Source organism: Candidatus Desulfosporosinus nitrosoreducens (genome assembly GCF_030954495.1).
In the GTDB taxonomy this organism is placed as follows: Bacteria; Bacillota; Desulfitobacteriia; order Desulfitobacteriales; family Desulfitobacteriaceae; genus Desulfosporosinus; species Desulfosporosinus nitrosoreducens.
On the sequence record NZ_JAVHUW010000051.1, the window covers coordinates 20,377 to 40,888 of the forward strand.

Below are 20,512 nucleotides of genomic sequence, written 5' to 3' on the forward strand. Positions count from 1 at the left end.
AGCGGAGAGATAAAAGGAATCCCGCTAAATAGAGACAAACCGCTGTTAAATCAGTCCTTCTTCAGTAAAACGTTCAAAAAGAACATGAGGTGTCATCGGAGCTTTAAACATGCCAACACCAGTGGCATTTAAAATAGCATTTCTAATGGCGGGGGCAACCGGACATACCGGAGGCTCGCCCAGAGCCTTTGTGCCAAAGGCACTGGTAGGTTCATAATTCTCAACGAACCGCGCCGCGAGATCTGGATGATCCATCATTGTCGGCAGTTTATAGTCGAGAAGATTGTCATTGAGTGCACGGCCCGACTTGGGATCGTACAGAAGCTGTTCCGACAGAGCATAGCCGATACCCATGCTCATACCGCCGTGAACTTGTGCTTCAGCAAGATCAGGGTTAATTAACTGTCCGCAATCATGAACATTGATAATATCAAGTATCTTCACTTTACATAATTTTATATCAACCTCGACATCCACAAAGCAGCAGCCAAAGGAGTAGGCATTGGTCTTAATCTGGTAAGTGCCCTCTGCTGTAATATGCTGTGAATGGGTCAGACTATAAATAGCTTCACAGGCCAGGTCTTCAACCGACATGAGAATTCTGCCATCCGTGCTGCGGACAATATTGTTGTCTGCTATTTCCAGGTTGAAGACAGGCATTCTTGTCAATTCGTGAGCATACTCAAGTATTTTGGCCTTTAGCATCTCAGCAGTCTGCCTGACGGCAAAACCCCCAACGTAGGTTTGCCTGGAGGCATAGGCACCTGTGCCAAAGGGTGTAACATCAGTGTCCTGACAGGATACAACATTAATTTTATCCATGGAGAAGCCTAAAATGTCTGCGGTCATCTGGGCGAAAACAGTATCAGCGCCCTGACCTATTTCAGTTTCGCCTAACTGTATCTGAACCGAACCATCCTGATTAAGAACCATACGGCAGGAAGAGGTTTCCAGACTGATTGGCCATACTGCTGTGTTATACCAAAAAACAGCACATCCTATACCACGGCGGATATTTCCTGTCTGGTGCTTGTATTCCTCGTATTTTCTATCATAATCAATGTCCACTTTTCCTTTTTCTATACATTGTCTAAAGCTGTCAAAGTAGTTCTCATTTTTGGAGAATCCATCAACATAGCCTACAGGCATCAGATGCTTCAGCCTGTACTCAAGGGGATGTGCGCCGATTTTACGTGCTATATCATCGATCTGGCTCTCCACAGGGAACATTGCCTGAGGGATGCCATATCCTCTCATGGCGCCTGCAACAGTACGGTTTGTGAAGACTGTATAAGCATCTGCTTCAACATTAGGACAGGGATATAACTGGGGAAATGCCCCCATTCCTTTAGCTGCAATACCATGTCCATGAGAAGCATAGGCGCCCTGATTGGAGAAAGCTTCCAGCTTTCTGGCTACAATGGTTCCGTCAGGACGTATCCAGGTAACTACGTGACTTCTTATGGCATGACGGACACGGTTGTTAGTAAAGGTTTCTTCTCTTGCCACATCGATCTTGACAAGTCGTCCTCCAACCTGAGTTGAAAGGTAGGCGCACAAGGGTTCATATAAAGCATCCTGCTTGTTGCCGAAACCACCGCCAATATAGGGCTTGATTACCCTGACCTTTCCCCAGGAAATACCGAGCGCCTGTCCAACAACACGGCGGACAATATGGGGTATCTGCGTTGAGGAAACAATATTAATCCTGCCATTTTCTTCATAAGCATAGCAGATATGATTCTCGATATGACAGTGCTGAACGGTAGGAGTATCGTACCAGTCATCAAACTTTATCAGCCCGGGTTCTTTAATGGCCTCCTGATAGTCGCCAATTCTTATATTAGTGTGGCCAAGAATGTTGTTAGGGTATTCTTCATGAAGCTGGGGAGCACCCTCCTGCATGGCCTCCTGAACATCAAGCACAAAAGGGTATTCCTCATAGTCAACTTTAACCTTTCTGACTGCTTGCGCAGCGGCAATATCATTAATAGCTATTACTGCTGCAACCTCTTCGCCATAAAATCTGACTCTGTCTGTCAGAAGAAGACGGTCAGCTACATCCTGATGATGCGGATCTGTTGACCAGGGGTGTCCCGCCGTAGGGAAGTAATATTTAGGAACATCAAAACAGGTGACGATTTTAACAACACCTTCGACCTTTTCCGCTTCAGAAATGTCAATTGATTTAACAAGACCATTAGCGATGGTCGAATGAACAAGCTTAACTATAAGTGCCTTACTGTCACACAGGTCATCAGTATATTTAGTTCTTCCTGTCGCCTTGTCGAAAGCATCTACACGAGGAATACTTTTACCGATATTCATTACATTTACCTCCTAATTCCGCGCGAGCGGAAAAAATTGTAACTTAACATTATTCCATTGTGAAGAGCCCTGAAATTAAATAGCCGCACAATTTTTCAAGCTGTACGGTTAGGTGCACCATTAATTCCCTTTACATTATGGTTGCTGAATAGGATGCCATTTGTGAAGCATTTCCCAAGTCATTGCTTCTGCCTTTACTTGGGCTTCTCTTTCCGCTCCATATTAAATTAAAAAGAACTTTTTCACAAAGCGTCAATTCCCTCCAACTACATGTGTTTATCCTCGTCCTAGCCAATTAAATTCCTGTGGATTATTTTTTAGAAACAGAAAACCCAGGCACAAGAATAACGAGTCAGACACACGCGTTTAGGGTTAATAAACGGCAATCTAATAAGTTATTCATGTAGCCTGGGGCAATTTACGGTTGCCTGGTCGAAACGCTCAAACCATATTAATGAGCTTATACAAGAATAAGAGATTATTATTTTGTAAAAAGATTTTTAATTGGATTTTATGACTTTAATTATACATTTCCTTATTTTTAAGTCAATATTTATTTATTAAAAGTTCTTAAAAGTTGCTACAATTTTCCACAATCAAAAATTAGTTCTTCGATTGGACTCCATCCAGCTTCACAATAATTAATAAATAACGCGCCTACCTTCAGATAGACTTTACCAATTAATCCTTTTTCCCTTCAAGAAGAACCTCGGCAGACCCTCTGTAAAGCTGTAATCATATTTATCTTCAACGGTATTTCTATTTAAACTCCATATATCCCAATTTCTCCAAGCAATTAAATAAGTCAAAGCCCGTATTCATCCATCCCTTCCAGCCATTGATTTCTTCTTTACGTCCAGAAGTGGAAAACAGGCTTATTCTCTTTCGCGACATTCATATTCGCTTATCTTTTTTATAATGTCCCTTTAAATCAAGTTCAGTATCATTCTACAAGTCGTATTGTTCATCAGCCTGAATACGCTTATAGGAGCATCAATAGCAATAACGTTTCCCAAATAATCAGGTTGTCGATTGACATTTTGTACATAGAACGCCACATGTTGTCTCATTTTGCATAGCCCCAATCGCCCATTCTGCGAGTTGCCCAAGCGTAGGTAAAATACTTTTGCCTTTTTCGGTCAACCTATATTCTACCCTCGGCGGTACCTCGTTATATTGCTCTCTATGGACAATTCCCGCCGCCTCTAGTTCTTTCAGAGATTGTGCCAACATTACGTTTGTAATGTCGCCCAGTCTTCTTTTGATGGTGCTGTATCTTAGAGGAGTTTCTCCCGAAAGCATACACACAATCGGCAGTTTCCATTTGCCGCTAAATATATTCAGCAAATAGCGGATAGGACAGAGTAATTCTTCGCTTGGTTGCGTGGTTTCCTGACTGTTTTTGGCGCACATTTTATCTCCCTCAATTCCAATAGTATTTTTTTGATACTAAGTAATAAAAAACTTCGTTATTGTATTATTCTTATTTTATACTAAAATAATATCACGAGGCAATCCTGAACACAAATTTCTTTCGAAAAGGAGCATCTCAGGTTGCCTGCTATGGCGGCGAGGGAGACTCTCTCCAAGGCAAAAAGCTATCTATTCCGCTATGAACAGTAAGAACAAGAATTGGCTATTTAATAAAAGTGCAAAGGGGTCATGTGGGCCATGTTAAACTTAAATAGTTTTATGAACAATGGAATAAAAAATATTTCTGATACTGCCGGACGGTTTTATTTTGGCAATCGCCGGGGGCAAGCGTTCATGTTGCGCGCAGTATCTGCTTTGCATAAAAGCGCAAAGATGAGAGCACGACATGAACAGAATGGCACGCATATCCCCCCTTTCCTGATTGCAAGCATAGCAACAGATTGCAATTTGCGCTGCGCGGGCTGTTATGCATGGGCCAGTGGCGCTTGCGGCGATGGACAGGCACAGGGACAGTTGGTCGCGGACGATTGGCGGCGGCTATTTCAAGAAGCGTCGGACATTGGCATATCTTTTGTCCTTATCGCCGGCGGCGAACCGCTCTTACGCCATGATATTATCAAATTAGCAGCTGAGTTTGATACTATTATTTTCCCCATATTTACCAACGGAACCATGATCGATGAGGATTATCTTAACCTTTTTGATAAACACCGTAATCTTATCCCCATACTTAGTATTGAAGGTGATGCCGAAAAAACAGACGCCCGGCGCGGGAACGGCGTGTCAAAAAAGGTCGCGCAAGCCGTTGAACGTCTCAAAGAAAGGGGTATCCTTTTTGGAGCTTCCATAACGGTAACAACGGAAAATCAAAATGAAGTAACAGAACTGAGCTTTACCGAAACCCTGCGGGAAAATGGCTGCGGTCTTGTTCTCTATGTTGAATATGTTCCTGTGGAAGAAAATACAGACCATTTGATTTTAAATGAAAATGACTTGCGTATCCTTGCGGCCCGGATTGATGGCCTGCGTGAGAATAGGAAAAACAAAGGTATGATCATCCTGTCTTTCCCCGGTGACGAGGAAGCAATGGGCGGGTGTTTAGCCGCAGGACGAGGATTCTTTCACATTAATGCCACTGGCGGAGCCGAACCTTGTCCCTTTTCCCCTTATTCGGATATGAACCTGAAAGAACAATCGCTTTTGACCGTGCTGCAATCCTCATTCTTTGAAAAGGTGCGTGAAATAAGCGCAGCGGAAGCCTTGAACCATAAGGGAGGCTGTACTTTATTTCAATACAAAAATGAGGTGAAACAGGCGGTCATATAGTATTCTGCTTATTTTTAAGGTCACCGCCAGGACTGGGGCAAATCCATTCACAGCTGGAGATCCATTTTGAAGAACGATTATCATACTTATAAGACTTTCCAGGCTGCCAGAAGGCAGCCCTGTTTACTTTGATTGCACAAATCGTTCCTCCCAAACGTATTCCAGTTCATTGAAAACCAAAGTGTCTCTCCTGTCCAACAACTTATCCTCTGCAAAAAAAGTACCCAGGAACAGAAAATTATGTTATACTTTTCTCAACTGAATATGAACCTTCGGGGCAAGGTGAAATTCCTTACCGGCGGTGATGATTGCCCGTGCAATTCAGCCCGCGACTCGATGCAACTATGATGCATCGACTGACTTGGTGAAATTCCAAGGCCGACGGTATAGTCCGGACGAGAGAAGGTAAAAACTAGGTCAAGCAAGCTGCTTTCCTGGTTTCTCTTATGCGCCTCGTGAAAGGAATTGTTTTCGCGAGGTGTTTTTCATGTTAATAATTCTTCTTGTAACATGAGAAGGTTCAATTCAAATACAGTATTAGGATATGGAGGGTTGGATTTGACTCAAAACAAACAGCCATCTCCATTGGATATCTGGTGGATCGCCCTTGGAGCAGCTATGTGGGGACTTGATGGTGTCTTTATCGTAACACTACTGCACTATGTGACATCCTCCCAGATTGTCTGGATGGAACACGTATTACTCTTTCTCTTCGCTTTCCCGGTACTTCTCTGGAAGCGCCATGAGCTCAAGCAACTAAAACTTAATGACTGGTTGGCCGTCCTATTCATAGGCTGGGGAGGATCAGCTTTAGCCTCGGTCCTATTTACAGCCGGATTTACTTACGGCAACCCAAATGTTGTGCTTATCTTACAAAAAATCCAGCCCATTTTTGCCGTACTCCTCGCCACATTGATCCTAAAGGAGCATTTACGGAAAAACTACTGGAAATTATTCTTTGTCGCACTCATCGGGGCCTACCTGCTTACCTTCGGGCTGCACATTCCTTCAACTGCCGGGAGCACTTCACAACTCATCGGATCATTGTTTGCCATCGGAGCCGCTGCACTTTGGGGAGGCTCCACCGTGATGGGCAAACACCTCGCCGGCAAGGTATCTTTTACTACGTTAACTGCTCTTCGCTTCGCGGTTGCCCTGCCCCTGTTGACCGTCATTGTCCTGGCACAACACCCAAACTGGCAAACCATCGGCAAAGCCCTTAGTTTGTCACCCGTTTGGGCAAACCTTCTATTTCAAACCGTCGTGCCCAGCCTTATAAGTCTATTGCTTTATTACCATGGGTTAGATGGAGTGAAGGCATCTCACGCCACTATTGCTGAACTTGCCTTCCCAGCATCAGGCTTGCTTCTTAACTGGCTAATATTGCGCCAGACCATTGACCTTGGGCAATGGCTTGGCTTTGCGGTTGTCTGGCTGGCTGTACTACAGTTATCTAAACTAAACAGCAAACCGGATAAAATAGCACTGTCCCTTGAATCGTCGTCTCCTCAACAAGCCGATTTGGCTAGTAAATAAGCTTACAGGCCTAAAGTGTCACCGTCATTATTCAGATATTTACCTCAATCCATATTAAAATATTTGTTCCAGCTTGAGCCTTCTTTACACGTTCAACTTTTATTGTTCTACCCACACTACGTAGTCCTTGGTGGTAAAATATTGAATGATTTAAAAAATGACCAGAACGCCTGGTCATTTTTTAATCTACCTTTATTTAAGTTTGATCAGATAAAGCTCATTTGTACCTGATTTCATAACTGCAAGACTATAGCCCGTGGCATCATTAGGCAGCTCATATACCCAATTGCCGTTCTCTTTAATGGAGGGAGCTAATTTTCTATAGTCCAGATAATTGTCAATTGCGCCAACAGTCTTATCATAGGTTTTGAATTCCCGCTCTTTGTTGTCAATCATGAGTAAATCCGGTTCCATAGTGATCGCTTTATTGGTTATATTGGTAAGATCAGCATTGACGACAACAAACTTCGTCCCATCTTTCGCATTAACGGGAGAGCCAGATTGAGGGGTAAGAGTCTGTTTTTCTTCCGCACTGTTAATTTTAAGTTTGATGGTGGCAAGTACTATTTCATCGCCGATTGTTTTGTTGACAATAGTCGCGTTATCCTTTTTAGCTTGCTCCATAAAGGTTGGATCCTGTGAAGAATTGTCGCTGGCAGACTTAAAAGAATTACTGATCTCTTTGCCGACAGAAATGAAATTAGACGTAAAGACATCCAACAATTCATCGCTTGGATTATCAATATACCATTTGTTATCTGCCTTGACCAAATTAAAGTCCACTGTTTTTTCAGTAAAGGATTCTTGAACATTTGTCTTTTGTTTGTTCATGGAATTCATAAACAATTGGTTCATATCGTCGTCTTTCATTTGAACACCGGTAAAAGCTAAAGACATAACTTGAGAGAAAGCATCGCCAATCGTCGCCTTAAGGAGCGGGCTGCCATTGACATATTTAAAGTCAACAGGAACCGTAGCTTTGTCACCATCAATTTTCGGTTCTTTGATGGTGTATGTTATTTTAGCTGCATTCTCTTTGAAATAATCCAGAAAATACTTTTCATACTGATCTGCTTCTTTATCTCCGCCTTTTGTAATGTCTGTGATTTTCGCTTTGCTATTGGCATTCGCAGGGTTTACTAATGTCGCCATTTGGGCTAAATCAAACTTCTTCCCAGCATCAATAAAGTCTGATACGGTTTTGTCCGGCTTAGCAGCACTCGAACAGCCGGAAACAAAGAGTAAACCAATGATAGCCAGGATACTAATGAATTTTTTCAATCCTCCACACTCCTCTTTATTTATATAATTTATATATAATTTATATATAGATAAGCTTAAGTTTAACATGATTACAAAATCGGCCTATTCCATTTTAAGAATAATTAATTTATCGATTGATTCTGTACCAGGAAAAGATGTAATTATGCATAGGACACCTTACCTTCTTCTACCGCTCCATGGCTTATTGAGTAAGATAGTTGTTAGGTTTATCATAGCGGCTATTTCTTCTTGAGCTTAGCAAGGGGTGTGGTGGCGGTGACAGCAGATTGGGATAGCAGAAGGCAGGAACATGCTGATTCGAGAAAATCTTACTGAAATAAGAACATTTTCTCAAGTCACTCAGCGAGAGAAATCTCAGTTTTAAAACAATTAAAATTCCAAAGTCAAACCTGCGCTAGCCCATTTAAACTGGGCTGGAAATTCCAGAGATAAACGGCTGGCCATTTGCAGTCCAGTACAATGGTTGGGGGCGATGACTTCCAAATTTAGCGTTTTTAGATAGGCGATCGTCTTTTCTTTTTGTTCCGGACTGGCCGGTCCAAGGTGAGTTCCTCCAATAATGGCTCGAACCTTATCAATTCCAGTCACTTTTTTAGCATGTTCAATAATATTTACTAGTCCGGCATGGGCACAACCAAAAAAGATCACTAATCCCTTGTCACTTTCATAGAACAAACTAACATCGTCTGGCAGTAGATCCTGAACGAACTGCGAGCCATCCTTCCTGACCAATCGTTCATCGATACGCTCAAAATCTGTCTTTCGGGGGACCTCCCCACTCAACCACAATCCTGGTCGTATTTTCACAGGGTCCCGCTGCCAAATAAAGTTTGACCCGGCGCTTTCAAGCTGCTCTTGCCTAAATGGTACACCTAAATAATGTTGTTCACCTGGGCCACTGCTGAAACCACTTCCGTAGTGGCTCATAAACAAATTTGGATGAGCATAAACCAGAATTGCCCCTTTACTCTTGAGAAATTCCATTAAACCTCCGGTATGATCATAATGCCCATGGCTTAATACCAGTTTATCAACCTGACGAAGATCAATTCCCAGCGCTCTGGCATTTTTTACGATGTTACCCTGTTCACCAGTATCTAATAAGATACGTTCATCACCGAAATCAAGAAGCATCGACAGCCCCCATTCGGCAACTACACCATTTGTAACTCCTACCGTGTTTTCTACTAAAATAGTTACTTTTAAACTCACATCTAACCCCCCATTTCTTGAATTCTTGGAATTTATAAATTTAGCAAAAGCCTTTCTAGGCCAAAATATAGCCTTAAAGATAGCCTCTCAGTCTGAACAAACTAATGTACATCTAATTTACTTAGGGTTAGTAACAAACTGACAAAGTGATTTGAGATTATGTAATTTAAAAATCCCTCTCCTTATACCAATTCCACTATTATCTGAGATTTCCTTCTCAAATGACCTAAAAAACACATATCTGGAAACGCCTAAAACGTCTTTCCCCTCAGTTATTGGATAAAGCAAATCTCTAAGTTCAGAAAACACACCACACATAAATTGCTGTTCGCAATATAGATATCCCCTAACAAATAACAAATTTAAGAAAAAACAAGCAGCTTATTTTTATGAAACATTGTAAATAAAGTTACAATGTTTTTGCATACAGAGAATGTTCCATATCCTTCCCGTTGTAGTGCTTAATAAAGACGGATTGCTTTATAAACCTGGCTTTTTCTGCGACTTTAATTGAAGTGATGTTGTCTGTCTTGATTTGGGCATAAACAATACCCAGCCCCATGTTGGCAAAAGCATACTCCGTAAGGGCCTGAACTCCTTCCAGAGCATATCCGTTATGCTGATATTGGTTTTTTAACATATAGCAAACTTCAAAAGCAATTTGGTTGTCGCGGCTAAAGCGATGCAATCCCATCTGTCCGACAAAGGCTGAACTATCTTTTTCAATGGCGGCAAAATAGCCAACACCATCCTGTCGATAATACGACAATTGATTTTTTATCCAATTACTGATCAATTGATCTGAAAAAGTATGTTCCCAAGCGTACATTACTTTGGGATCAGACAGCATTGCTTTTAGTTCTTCAAAATCCCCTTCGTTTATTTTGCGGTATCGCAAGCGTTGACTTTCTAAAATCCATTCATCTGCAGCAAAGGATGTTATAGTACTTTTCATGTATATGCTCCTTATTATGTGCTGAATGCAAAGCACGAAATAATAAAAATTCATCTCATGATATTCAATTGTACGAAATGCCTTAGTTGCTGGTGATATCCCAATTCATTTATCAACCCTTGGCATCAGCAGCACTGTCTCCACATGCCTTGAAGGGCCAAAAAGATGCCGATTGAACCCGGTGGGGCCTTGGCGGCAGAATACTATTTGTTCTGGGTATTTATAAAAGGCTGATTGAAAAAGTCATCGTTTACGAAAATGAATTCCCCGTCGAATTCAAGTCCGGCGTGACTGTGAAGGTAAAGGATTAAAAGCAAAAACAAACAAGGCACTCTACACAATCTGGCACAGGGTGTCTTGCTGTTCTTGACAAAGGCTAACCTCGCGCAATATTAACTTTTGCATCGTTTTGCCTTTATAATCCGGTTATTCCGAACGTGCAGCATAAAATTTTTTTCTTCAGCATAAACAAGCATATCATAACTCCGTATATTTTTCTTTTTTGCCAAAAGCTTTTTCAACAGGATACTTTTTATTATTAGCACTGAGTTTGTCCATAATAATTTCATCCAGATTCAAGCCAACTGTCTCGGCAAATAATATTGAATATATTAGAACATCTGCAAGTTCTTCTTGAATACTGGACATACGTTTAGCAACCGCTTCTTCAGATGATGACCATTGAAAGTTCTCCAATAGTTCTGCAACTTCCAGAGAAATAGATATTGCTAAATCTTTAGGATTATGAAATTGCTTCCATCCCCGTTCATCACGAAATTTCAAAATTTCCTTAATAATTCTATCATCCATTTTATACCTCCCCATACTATGATCGATACATCATAAAGACGCTATCCCTGCCGCAATATTAACAATATCGTTTATTGTGACCCTCTTTGTCTTACTCCATAGTCTTGTCTTTTTACAATCATCTTTCTATGAAAAGCTCTTACATCATCACAATCCTGACATTCCTCTATAAATATATCCCATAACTGAGCGCAAGTTTGAATACCCACTTTCAAGATTTTCAAAATCAAATATTAGAATTAATATTCGTCTAGCGCAACCATATTATAGCATTTTGGTTTTTAATGAGAAAGCTGGATATTATTATATTGCTAAACGGGGAACTAATATATGGGTATGCAAACGTGCTATAATAAAATCTAAGATCTCATTATGTTTTTCGTAGAAAGGAGAGAATTTAATGAATAAGGTGCAAATGGATCGAATCCATACAGGAAAAGGCTTTATCGCGGCCTTAGATCAGAGTGGCGGAAGTACTCCGAAAGCACTTCTTCAATATGGAATTAAGGAAGACAGCTATTCCAATGAAGAAGAAATGTTTAATTTGGTGCATGACATGAGAAAACGGATTATAACAAGTCCTGCATTTACTTCCGAGTACATTTTGGGCGCCATTTTATTTGAGAACACAATGGACCGCACCATTAACGAGCAATTTACTGCTGATTACCTTTGGGAGAAGAAGGGCATCGTTCCTTTTTTAAAGGTTGACAAAGGACTGGCCGCTATTGAAAATGGTGTTCAACTTATGAAGCCAATCCCGGATTTAGACAATCTTTTAAAACGGGCTGTTGAAAAGAACATTTTCGGAACCAAAATGCGCTCTGTTATTAAAGATGCCAACTATGAAGGCATAAAAAAGGTGGTTGAGCAACAATTCGAGCTTGGCAAGCAAATCATTGAGGCCGGGCTGGTTCCAATTATTGAACCTGAGGTGGATATTCATAGCCTGAATAAGGAAGAATCCGAAAAAATATTGAAGCATGAAATCTTCAATCAATTATCCAGCCTTAGACAAAGCGAAAAAGTCATGCTTAAGCTATCCATACCCACAAAAGAAAATTTCTTTAGCGATTTAGCGAGTAATCCTCATATTGCACGGGTCGTCGCTTTGTCCGGAGGATATACTCAAATTGAAGCCAATGAAAAGTTATCACGTAATCAAGGATTGATCGCCAGCTTTTCGCGTGCTCTATCGCAAGGCTTGACAGCTCAGCAAACAGATGAAGAATTTAATGCGACATTGTCAAGCTCCATTAAAGCTATTTATGCAGCATCAATTACATAATAATTTTACAACACTTTATGCCCGTATAAACTGCAAACTACTTCTGAATGCCTTGATGATAAAAAATTGAATGCCTTGATGATAAAAAATATCGTATAACGCTGGTATCCCCTTGGCGGCGGGGAGAGATATAACAAAACCAGGCAACTTAAGGGTATAAGACATATTTGATAAGCAAAAAACAGGAGCAGAGGTTCATCACCAGCTCCTGTTTTTTTGTTGTTAAAAATAGATTGTCTTGTCTTCTTAATAGGACGCAGCATCTAGATCAACTGGAACAACTAAAGATAATAGCTTGTAATCGCTTTTAAGCAGTTGGGCCAGCTGGTCAACGTGCTGATGATACAAATTACGAGCAGTTTGCATCATCCAATTATCCGGTAAAAATTCTTTGGGTAAGAACGGATCTTCCAACAGGATTTCACCGAATATTTCTCCTAGCTCTAGAATTTTCAGCAAAGTATTCCATGGTGTTGCATTAGTTTGGTCTTTGTTATTCGATGAAAATTCACTGATTTTAGAATTGACTAATTCAATGAATTTATAATACTTGTTGTTAATTTCATCAATGTGCCATATTTGATCAACTTGAGAATTGGTGATTAATCCATAGTCAAACTCACCATTTACTATACGGACCCATTCATCCAATCCATATTGAGTAATTGCATCCAGCACAGAAGACTTTCGACTATATGGACATACAAATACGCCATCATATAATGGCCCATAGCCAATTTGTGTCAGATCGCGCCGAAAAGCGTTACGTAATGAACGATATTGTTCCGGTATGCTGAACATAACAAAATGCCAGTGTCCATCCCATTCAGTTAATTTGCTATCAAATTTTAATTGAAATCCTTGTATAGTACTTACACCAACATCAGTTAACAGGTGTTTTCCATTCTCTGTTTTTATATATCCCTTTTTCTTTAACGCTGACAATGTATTACGAACAACCTGATCGCTCTTTCCACAATCTTTATAAATATGAATAAATTCGGATGTTGAAACTTCGTGCCGGTTTTTTATTATATATAGGATCTGCTTTTCCAAAGAAAGCATATCAATACCTCCATGCGGTTTGATATGAAAATTTACTGGCTAAATTTTTGTTTGCAAAGCATGACTAAAGCCTATTTTATTTTTATATTATATTGCTTCTGTAAATATATAACAAGGATCGCAATATATAATAAAAATATTTACATACGCATTTATTTATGTTATATTCTCCTTGTTAGAAGTCTTCACCTGCCAGACATTTGGCCTATGCCTGCTATGGTCAGAATGATATCAATAATCACGCTTGAAAAAAGTCTGATTATTCAGTCCACACTGCTACAACTAAAAGGAGGAATATTTTTGAAGAAAATCATGAGTTTATATTTTGCAATCATGTTCATCATCGGAACAGATACTTTTCTGATTTCACCGCTTTTGCCCACATTGCGTACATCGTTTAATATTAGCGTTGAAACATCAGGTTTGTTGGTTAGCGCTTACGCTATTGGATATGCGGTTTTTGCCTTAATCGCAGGACCGCTGTCAGATATCTGGAACCGAAAAAAGGTAATGTTATTCGGCATTCTGGGTTTTTCGGTATCGACGTTTTTGTGTGCATTTGCGGTGAATTTTTGGATGATGTTTCTATTCCGTATGCTTGCAGGTATCTTTGCCGCTTTTACGTCCCCGCAGGTATGGGCAACCATTCCTATCCTGGTTCCAAGCGAAAAGATCACAAAGGCTATGGGAATTGCATCAGCCGGATTTGCGGTATCCCAGACACTAGGAGTTCCGATTGGCACATATCTAGCCGCTCATTCATGGAAAACTCCATTTTATATTATAGGCGGCTGCGCTTTGCTGCTATTTATTCTGATCTTTCTGGTTGTACCTGATTTTAAGCCGACAGTTACAGATAAGCAGTCCTCTATGTTCGGACGTTATGTTACATTACTTCAAAAAAAGACTGCGCGGATATCTTATCTATCTTACTTTGCCCTTCTGATTGGTGCGTTCGCGGTATTCACATTTGCCAGTACATGGTTATCAGATAAATTTAGTCTTTCCGTTTCGGGAATTGGAAACGTGATGGTCTTTGTTGGTCTTGGCAATTTTATCGGCAGCTTCTTAGGGAGCAATATAATAATAAAACTTGGACGGCGTAATGCGCTAATATCTGGCACCGCAATAATGGGAGTGCTTTATGTGCTGATCACTTTCTCACCCTCAATCTTGCTGATAAACGTAGGCTTCTTCTTGATATACCTGGCCTTTGGATCTATTTTCCCAATTGTGATGGCACATCTTCAGTCCCTTACAACGACATCAAGAGGAACAGTTGCAGCTCTTTCTAACGTCACAAATTATGCTGCAACAACACTCGGTGCCTATCTTGCGGGAATTCTATACGTCCAATTTCGAGGTTTTATTGGAGTGACAGTTTTCGCAGGAATATGTTGCCTGATATCTATTGAGCTATGGACGAGAAATCAAATGGCTGAAAATCAAAGGCTAAGCAACTAAAGCTCAACAGCTGCGGGAAATAAAAAAGCGAGCAGTGCGTGTTAAGGTATTCTGCTTCAGGCATTTAAAGTTACAGAAGCTTCTCTATAACTCGTTTCACATATCTATGCAGAGAAAAGCATGCCAAACAAGGTATGCTTTTCTTGTTGATGAAATGTGGATGGATTTCAAATTTTAGGGCAGCTAGACAAAACCAAAGCATATGTTGTATAATCCAATCATCCTATGTTTGGAGGGAGTAAGCTTATATATGGCGATTGAAAAAGCGAGCCGCTCAACCCTTGTGGGTCAGGTAGTGGCACAGATGGAGCAAATGATAGAAAGCGGCCAATGGAGCATCGGAGACAAAATCCCCGCAGAGCCGCAATTGATGGATATGTTTGAAGTAAGCAGAAACACATTGAGAGAAGGAATACAATCCTTAGTTCATATTGGTTTACTTGAAGCTCGCCAAGGTATCGGTACTACGGTTAAATCCAACAGTAATTTAGGACTTATATTGGAAAAGAAGATTCGGAAAAGTGATCTTTTAGAAGTATTAGAGGTACGTTTAGGATTTGAACGTGAAGCGGCCCAATTTGCATGCATGAGAAGAACAGCAGAAGATTTAACACAAATGGAAATCTGTCTTGATGATTGTAAAAAGGCTTCTAAAACTAATGATCCGTTTCAATTCGCTCAGGCGGACATTGCCTTCCATAAATCTGTTGCTATAGCCACACACAATAAGATATTCCTTGAGCTGTATGAACATATCACAGACGCTTTGCAAAATTCTATTGATAGAATTATGCGCATTAAAAAGCCCGTGAATTTTGAAAATGAAATTCATATAGATCTTTTTCAAGCAATTAAGGCAAGGAACTCGCAGTTGGTTTTAGAAAGTGTAAATCATTACCTAAACGATGCAATAGAAACTCTAAGTACGATGATTAATGAATAAAGGAGAGAATCTAACATTCCAAGGAGGAGATACTCCAATGAATCAATTAAACAACAAACAGGAAAAAAACCTATATTCATCTTCAAAAGGAACTACACCCATAATGTTGATAGTAGGAATTGCATTTTTAGCGGCAAATCTACGGGCACCTTTAACGTCGATCGGACCTCTGGTCAATTTAATTCGTGCCAACTTGCATATTTCAAACACATTAGCGGGCATGATTACAACCCTCCCGCTTTTCGCCTTTGCCCTGTTTTCACCTCTTGCACCGGGATTGGCGCGTAAGTTTGGAACAACATTGGTACTGCTTTGGTCGGTTGCCTTTCTTACGGTTGGGATTTTATTGCGCTCACAGTCAGGAAGCTTTGGTCTATTTCTTGGGACAGCAATTCTTGGATTGTCAATTTCTGTAGGCAATGTATTGATCCCCAGCTTAATTAAAAAGGAATTCCCTGAACGCGTTGGGGTTATGACGGGCATTTATTCTGTTTCTATGAATATATTTGCAGCAATTGCTTCCGGCATCAGCATCCCCTTGGCGACGGAATTGGGGTTGGGATGGATGGGAGCATTAAGAATTTGGGCTTTACTTAGCTTTATATCCATTATCCTTTGGATTCCCCAAATGAAACGTAGAAACCGAAAGATATCCATTATTGAGGAAACAATTGATCTTGACATCGCAACAGATACTCTTGAAATCCATGACGAAATAGATGAAATAACAGTTGTGCAAGGATCGGTCATTAAGAAAGTGAACTTATGGAAATCACCTTTAGCTTGGCAAGTTACTTTATACATGGGATTGCAGTCTATGGTGTTCTATTGCATGGTTGCCTGGTTGCCTGGAATTTTAATTAAACAGGGCATGGATTCCGCAAATGCAGGATGGATGCTTTCTCTCATGCAATTGGCTCTAATTCCTGTTACATTTATAGGTTCTGTTCTTGCTGGGCGTAAAGCTAATCAACGCTCACTAGTGGCAATCGGCTCAATATGCGTCTTGATGGGACTTTTGGGACTGCTTCTCGGAGGGGCAAGGCTTGCTTTCTTATGGATTATCGTATTGGGAGTTGGCGGAGGGCTTACCTTTAGTCTGGCCATGATGTTTTTCAGCCTGCGGACAGAAAACTCGGATGAAGCGGCAAGACTATCCGGCATGGCTCAATCTATAGGTTATATGCTTGCCGCTTTTGGTCCGATGTTCTTCGGGTATCTGCATGATATGACCAACAATTGGACGATGCCGCTTATCATCCTGATTGGATTTGCCGGCATATGCTTGCTTGCTGGATTAGGCGCAGCGCGTGATCTGCATGTTGGCTCAACTGTAAACAATAAAGGGGGACCTGAATTTTTCATTTCTAATTTAGACTAATGCCATTAAAAACACACCTGCTGAAGCAGGTGTGTTTGAAGATAGCGAATAAAACTCGCGTTAAAGGCTGAAGCCTTCTGAAAAGTCCATTAGCTAAGGCACAAAATGGATATTGGACCCCTACAAATCTCTGTTTATCGCTATTCACTCATCGCACGAATAAAACACCATAGATTCAAATATCTGCCCATCTATGCTGATTATTTCATCAATGGGGATCGCTGTGCCATCGGTCATAACGACAACCCGTTCATATTCGTCTATCTTTTTAGCTGAACTAACGGCAGTAACATAGGCGCCGCCGTTCTTCTTCTCATCCGGCTGAAAATAGGTGATTGCAATTTCGGGATGCTCTTTAATCCGATCTGCTATGATTTGCAGCCTATCGCTCAAAGCGTCCTTCATATATTCGTCCAATTTTACCCTCTCATCAGTCAGTCTTGCGGTTTCTTTGATGGCGGAATCATAGCCGGTCAATGCAGCGAAGGGGGAAAACTGAGCTGCCCGGTCAATAGCTGTCATATGAGGGCGTGTCGTAGAGACATGGTGCGGTAGATTGATGATGTCGTCATATGTCTTCGTCATGCCTTGTGCCCTCCAATCTGCCTGTTCCGGTCTACTGTGGTAGCGCCTTCCTCCAGATTCATACCCTTTAGAATAGCGTTCTTGCCGTGTTTCTTTTTTATCTCCAGCATTGCTTTCTGCACCTTTTTTTCTCGTGCAAGCTCGGCTTCTTCATCCTCTTTTTTTGCCTGCGCAGCCGCGTAATCCGTAAAGAGATCAAGCTGTTCAAAGTTGTCCGTCTTTTGAACAGTTGCCTCATCAACAACATGATTCGCTGTGATGTTGACTCTTCTGATCAGGAGATTTTCGTCAACGATGCCTTCAAACAACTCTGTGACGGCATCCAGGATTAGCTTTGTAGAGGAGGTTTGTCTGCCAAGATTGGCCGAACCATGCGCAGATTTCGGAACGGCGCGTCCATAGTGGTCAGTGGTGATTGCCCCGCGATATGATTTTTTTATCTCCAGGTTTGTTAGATTATCGATATCATATCCGACCGTCAAAACAAGCTGGTCGGTCACAAGCCTTTTATCTACCAGATCAAGTACCAGCAGATCTGTCATTTCCCGCACGATCAGCTTCGCTTTGTCAAAAGTATAGGCACAGTGCAGCACCTGCCCCGATCCAATACTGTTTGTGCTTGGCTTATACGCTTTAATATCGGCAATAGTGCATGGCTCCCAACCCCAGGCATGGTCAATCAGCAGTTCAGCGTTGATACCGAACAGCTTGTATAGTAAATCCTCGTTGTAATAATCAGTAGGTTTACCGAGAGAGCATCTTGCGATATCTCCCATCGTAAGGAGACCTTTTTCCTCCAGCTTCTTGGCATATCCTTTTCCAACGCGCCAAAAGTCTCTTAGAGGCTGGTGTGACCACAAGGAGCGACGGTAGCTCATTTCGTCCAGCTCGGCGATCCGCATACCGTTGTTATCAGCCGGTATGTGTTTTGCCTGAATATCCATAGCGATTTTGCTAAGGTAGAGGTTTGTGCCAATTCCCACCGTTGCTGTAATGCCGGTTGTTTTAAGTACATCCAAAATCATTTTCGTGGCAAGCTCACGGGCTGAAAGATTGTAGATGTTCAGATAATCCGTGGCGTCAAGGAATACCTCGTCGATGGAGTAGACATGAATATCTTCGGGCGCGATGTACTTCAAGTAGATATTGTAGATCCGCGTGCTGTATTCTATATAATGCGCCATCCTCGGTAGAGCAACAATGTAGTCCAACGAGAGACCCGGTGAGGATTTCAATTCAGTATCGTTGCAGGAAACGCCGGAAAAGGCTCGTCCTGGTGCTTTGCGCAGCCGTGCCGCATTTGCTTCCTTGACCTTCTGCACGACCTCAAACAGCCTCGCCCTACCGGGAATGCCGTGTGCTTTGAGGGAGGGAGAAACGGCAAGACAGATGGTTTTTTCTGTGCGGCTTGCATCAGCGACAACAAGGTTGGTGGTCAGTGGATCAAGCCCTTGTTCTATACACTCGACCGAAGCGTAGAAGGATTTTAAATCGATCGCGATATAGATTCTGTTCTTCATGCTTATTCTCCGGTCTCCTCCTTCAAAAATTGTCTGCTCGCAAATTGGAATTATAAAGTTCTCATTATGCCCATAATCAGCTTCTCCCCAAACTTTGCATTATATAAAGAAGACTTGATTCAGGTGGAGCTTTAACTCCATCTGAATCTTAGCCGCCCTTATCCGGGGACTTAGCCGCTCTTAACTCACCGCTTGCAGAAGCGGGAGTCTTTGAGCGGATTAGTCAGCGGATAAATATATCTGCACTACAAATTCCTGTTTGTCTTCATGCTTTATAAAGTGGCTTATCCTTTATCATTCTATATGTCCGGTTATTAAAAGTTCAAACATAGGCTCCGAAATTCCTAATGTCATCTATAAAACGCCACAAAAAATGCGGTCAAAAAATGTGCTTTTTGGCAACTACCGCACCTCTATCTACCGAAATCGATTAGTTTGATAGTGATTCGATAGGTTTAAATTCACATACAAATTATACAAAACATATGTTCTGTTTGCAATATGGATACTATCCAGCCTCATTATACTTACCTCCGAGCCGTAGTCCATCCTTTTACCGAATCCCGCACTATGCCTGAATGAAATCGCCATACAGTTCACCGCTTAGGACATATTCTACATTTTATGAATTGGCAGGAGTTTGGCTAAGGCTGATTTATATAACTTATACTCTTTATTACCATTCCTCACTTTATAAGATTTCAACATACCCTTCTATTCCATGCACACGAATTCGTTGCCCATCTTTTATTAGTTTGGTAGCATTTTCTACTCCGACAACTGCCGGTAAGCCATATTCACGAGCGATAACTGCTCCATGGGTCATCAGTCCGCCAACTTCGGTGACTAGGCCTTTTAAGGATACAAATAATGGTGTCCAACTGGGGTCAGTAAAGGTAGTGACTAATATATCTCCATCTTCTAAATTTGCGTCTTCCATACTTAAGATGACGCGTGCTCTTCCCTCTATAACTCCTGAAGAAACAGGCAGACCTGCCATAGCGCCCGCTGGAAGATTTTCTCGTTTGTACTCGTCTGCAATTATTTCACCTTCAGAGGTGATAACACGTGGAGGAGTTAGTTTTTCAAATAATTTGTACTCTTCTTTTCTCTTGCAGATGATTTCATAATCCAGTTTATTTGTGACTAAGACTTCGCGAAGTTCTTCAAAAGTGAGGTAATATATATCTTCTTTTTCATGAATAACATTTGTCTGTACGAGTCGATCGACTTCTTTCAGTAAAGCCTGCTTATAAATAAAGTATCGGCTAACCATGCCGTATTTTGGATATTCACGATAGCCAATAAAATTTTGGATTAGGTCAATCATTCGCTTTGTTTCTTTGGCTTTTTCTTCACCATCCGGCAACGTATTTAATAC

Annotated in this window: 15 protein-coding genes, 1 pseudogene and 2 riboswitches; of the genes and pseudogenes, 6 read left to right on the top strand and 10 right to left on the bottom strand. The window is 41.2% G+C overall.

Annotation, left to right across the window (positions count from 1 at the left end; all coding sequences use genetic code 11):
* Nucleotides 1–45: 45 nt before the first annotated feature.
* Both xdhA and REC12_RS12200 read right to left on the bottom strand, forming a co-directional pair.
* Nucleotides 46–2,328, bottom strand: a complete 2,283-nt coding sequence (gene xdhA, locus REC12_RS12195; RefSeq protein WP_308894790.1) for a xanthine dehydrogenase subunit XdhA — start codon at nt 2,326–2,328, stop codon at nt 46–48.
* Nucleotides 2,329–2,712: 384 nt separating this feature from the next.
* Nucleotides 2,713–2,816, bottom strand: a riboswitch (purine riboswitch).
* Nucleotides 2,817–3,348: 532 nt separating this feature from the next.
* Entirely contained in the window at nt 3,349–3,741 is a 393-nt protein-coding gene (locus tag REC12_RS12200) for a winged helix-turn-helix transcriptional regulator (RefSeq protein WP_308894792.1), read from the bottom strand.
* A 258-nt stretch (nt 3,742–3,999) separates the two neighbouring features.
* On the opposite strand from REC12_RS12200, the gene REC12_RS12205 reads away from it, so the two are divergent.
* On the top strand, nt 4,000–5,088 hold the full coding sequence (locus REC12_RS12205; RefSeq protein ID WP_308894794.1) for a radical SAM/SPASM domain-containing protein: 1,089 nt from the start codon (nt 4,000–4,002) through the stop codon (nt 5,086–5,088).
* 264 nt (nt 5,089–5,352) lie between these two features.
* Nucleotides 5,353–5,499, top strand: a riboswitch (FMN riboswitch).
* Nucleotides 5,500–5,646: 147 nt separating this feature from the next.
* Nucleotides 5,647–6,624 carry a DMT family transporter gene (locus REC12_RS12210; protein ID WP_308894798.1) on the top strand — a complete coding sequence of 326 codons (978 nt, stop codon included), beginning with the start codon at nt 5,647–5,649 and terminating at the stop codon, nt 6,622–6,624.
* A 192-nt stretch (nt 6,625–6,816) separates the two neighbouring features.
* On the opposite strand, the gene REC12_RS12215 is transcribed toward REC12_RS12210, so the two are convergent.
* The 4 genes from REC12_RS12215 to REC12_RS12230 form a co-directional block, all read right to left on the bottom strand.
* On the bottom strand, nt 6,817–7,905 hold the full coding sequence (locus REC12_RS12215; protein WP_308894800.1) for a DUF4352 domain-containing protein: 1,089 nt from the start codon (nt 7,903–7,905) through the stop codon (nt 6,817–6,819).
* A 372-nt stretch (nt 7,906–8,277) separates the two neighbouring features.
* Nucleotides 8,278–9,120: an MBL fold metallo-hydrolase gene (locus tag REC12_RS12220; protein ID WP_308894802.1), complete on the bottom strand. Its 843-nt coding sequence runs from the start codon at nt 9,118–9,120 to the stop codon at nt 8,278–8,280.
* A 409-nt stretch (nt 9,121–9,529) separates the two neighbouring features.
* Complete coding sequence (locus REC12_RS12225) at nt 9,530–10,075, bottom strand: GNAT family N-acetyltransferase (RefSeq protein WP_308894806.1); 546 nt, start codon at nt 10,073–10,075, stop codon at nt 9,530–9,532.
* Nucleotides 10,076–10,552: 477 nt separating this feature from the next.
* Nucleotides 10,553–10,885, bottom strand: coding sequence for a nucleotide pyrophosphohydrolase (locus tag REC12_RS12230; protein ID WP_308894807.1), 333 nt, complete (start codon nt 10,883–10,885; stop codon nt 10,553–10,555).
* Between the two features lie 400 nt (nt 10,886–11,285).
* On the opposite strand from REC12_RS12230, the gene REC12_RS12235 reads away from it, so the two are divergent.
* Nucleotides 11,286–12,173, top strand: a complete 888-nt coding sequence (locus tag REC12_RS12235) for a fructose bisphosphate aldolase (protein WP_308894809.1) — start codon at nt 11,286–11,288, stop codon at nt 12,171–12,173.
* Between the two features lie 246 nt (nt 12,174–12,419).
* On the opposite strand, the gene REC12_RS12240 is transcribed toward REC12_RS12235, so the two are convergent.
* Nucleotides 12,420–13,238, bottom strand: a complete 819-nt coding sequence (locus REC12_RS12240) for a PaaX family transcriptional regulator C-terminal domain-containing protein (RefSeq protein ID WP_308894811.1) — start codon at nt 13,236–13,238, stop codon at nt 12,420–12,422.
* 300 nt (nt 13,239–13,538) lie between these two features.
* Between REC12_RS12240 and REC12_RS12245 the strand changes: the two genes are divergently transcribed.
* From REC12_RS12245 to REC12_RS12255, 3 genes are all read left to right on the top strand, one after another.
* Nucleotides 13,539–14,702, top strand: a complete 1,164-nt coding sequence (locus REC12_RS12245) for an MFS transporter (RefSeq protein WP_308894813.1) — start codon at nt 13,539–13,541, stop codon at nt 14,700–14,702.
* A gap of 250 nt (nt 14,703–14,952) precedes the next feature.
* Complete coding sequence (locus tag REC12_RS12250) at nt 14,953–15,645, top strand: FadR/GntR family transcriptional regulator (protein ID WP_308894815.1); 693 nt, start codon at nt 14,953–14,955, stop codon at nt 15,643–15,645.
* Between the two features lie 37 nt (nt 15,646–15,682).
* Complete coding sequence (locus REC12_RS12255; RefSeq protein WP_308894817.1) at nt 15,683–17,026, top strand: CynX/NimT family MFS transporter; 1,344 nt, start codon at nt 15,683–15,685, stop codon at nt 17,024–17,026.
* A 144-nt stretch (nt 17,027–17,170) separates the two neighbouring features.
* Here REC12_RS12255 and REC12_RS12260 read toward each other — a convergent pair whose 3' ends face one another.
* The 3 genes and pseudogenes from REC12_RS12260 to REC12_RS12270 form a co-directional block, all read right to left on the bottom strand.
* Nucleotides 17,171–17,611 (bottom strand): hypothetical protein, encoded by a 441-nt coding sequence (locus tag REC12_RS12260; RefSeq protein ID WP_308894819.1) that lies wholly within the window; start codon nt 17,609–17,611, stop codon nt 17,171–17,173.
* The gene (locus REC12_RS12265; protein WP_308894821.1) at nt 17,608–19,131 is read right to left on the bottom strand and encodes a Y-family DNA polymerase; all 1,524 of its coding nucleotides are present in this window, start codon (nt 19,129–19,131) and stop codon (nt 17,608–17,610) included. Before REC12_RS12265 ends, REC12_RS12260 begins: the two co-directional genes overlap by 4 nt.
* Before the next feature lie 691 nt (nt 19,132–19,822).
* Nucleotides 19,823–20,509, bottom strand: a pseudogene (locus REC12_RS12270) (PEP-utilizing enzyme); the annotation flags it as partial.
* Between the last annotated feature and the right edge of the window lie 3 nt (nt 20,510–20,512).

Coding starts and splice junctions, on each gene's coding strand:
- REC12_RS12205 (WP_308894794.1), top strand. CDS start 4,000: ATGTTAAACTTAAATAGTTTTATGAACAATGGAATAAAAAATATTTCT.
- REC12_RS12250 (WP_308894815.1), top strand. CDS start 14,953: ATGGCGATTGAAAAAGCGAGCCGCTCAACCCTTGTGGGTCAGGTAGTG.
- REC12_RS12255 (WP_308894817.1), top strand. CDS start 15,683: ATGAATCAATTAAACAACAAACAGGAAAAAAACCTATATTCATCTTCA.
- REC12_RS12235 (WP_308894809.1), top strand. CDS start 11,286: ATGAATAAGGTGCAAATGGATCGAATCCATACAGGAAAAGGCTTTATC.
- REC12_RS12260 (WP_308894819.1), bottom strand. CDS start 17,611: ATGACGAAGACATATGACGACATCATCAATCTACCGCACCATGTCTCT.
- REC12_RS12240 (WP_308894811.1), bottom strand. CDS start 13,238: ATGCTTTCTTTGGAAAAGCAGATCCTATATATAATAAAAAACCGGCAC.
- xdhA (WP_308894790.1), bottom strand. CDS start 2,328: ATGAATATCGGTAAAAGTATTCCTCGTGTAGATGCTTTCGACAAGGCG.
- REC12_RS12225 (WP_308894806.1), bottom strand. CDS start 10,075: ATGAAAAGTACTATAACATCCTTTGCTGCAGATGAATGGATTTTAGAA.
- REC12_RS12200 (WP_308894792.1), bottom strand. CDS start 3,741: ATGTGCGCCAAAAACAGTCAGGAAACCACGCAACCAAGCGAAGAATTA.
- REC12_RS12230 (WP_308894807.1), bottom strand. CDS start 10,885: ATGGATGATAGAATTATTAAGGAAATTTTGAAATTTCGTGATGAACGG.
- REC12_RS12265 (WP_308894821.1), bottom strand. CDS start 19,131: ATGAAGAACAGAATCTATATCGCGATCGATTTAAAATCCTTCTACGCT.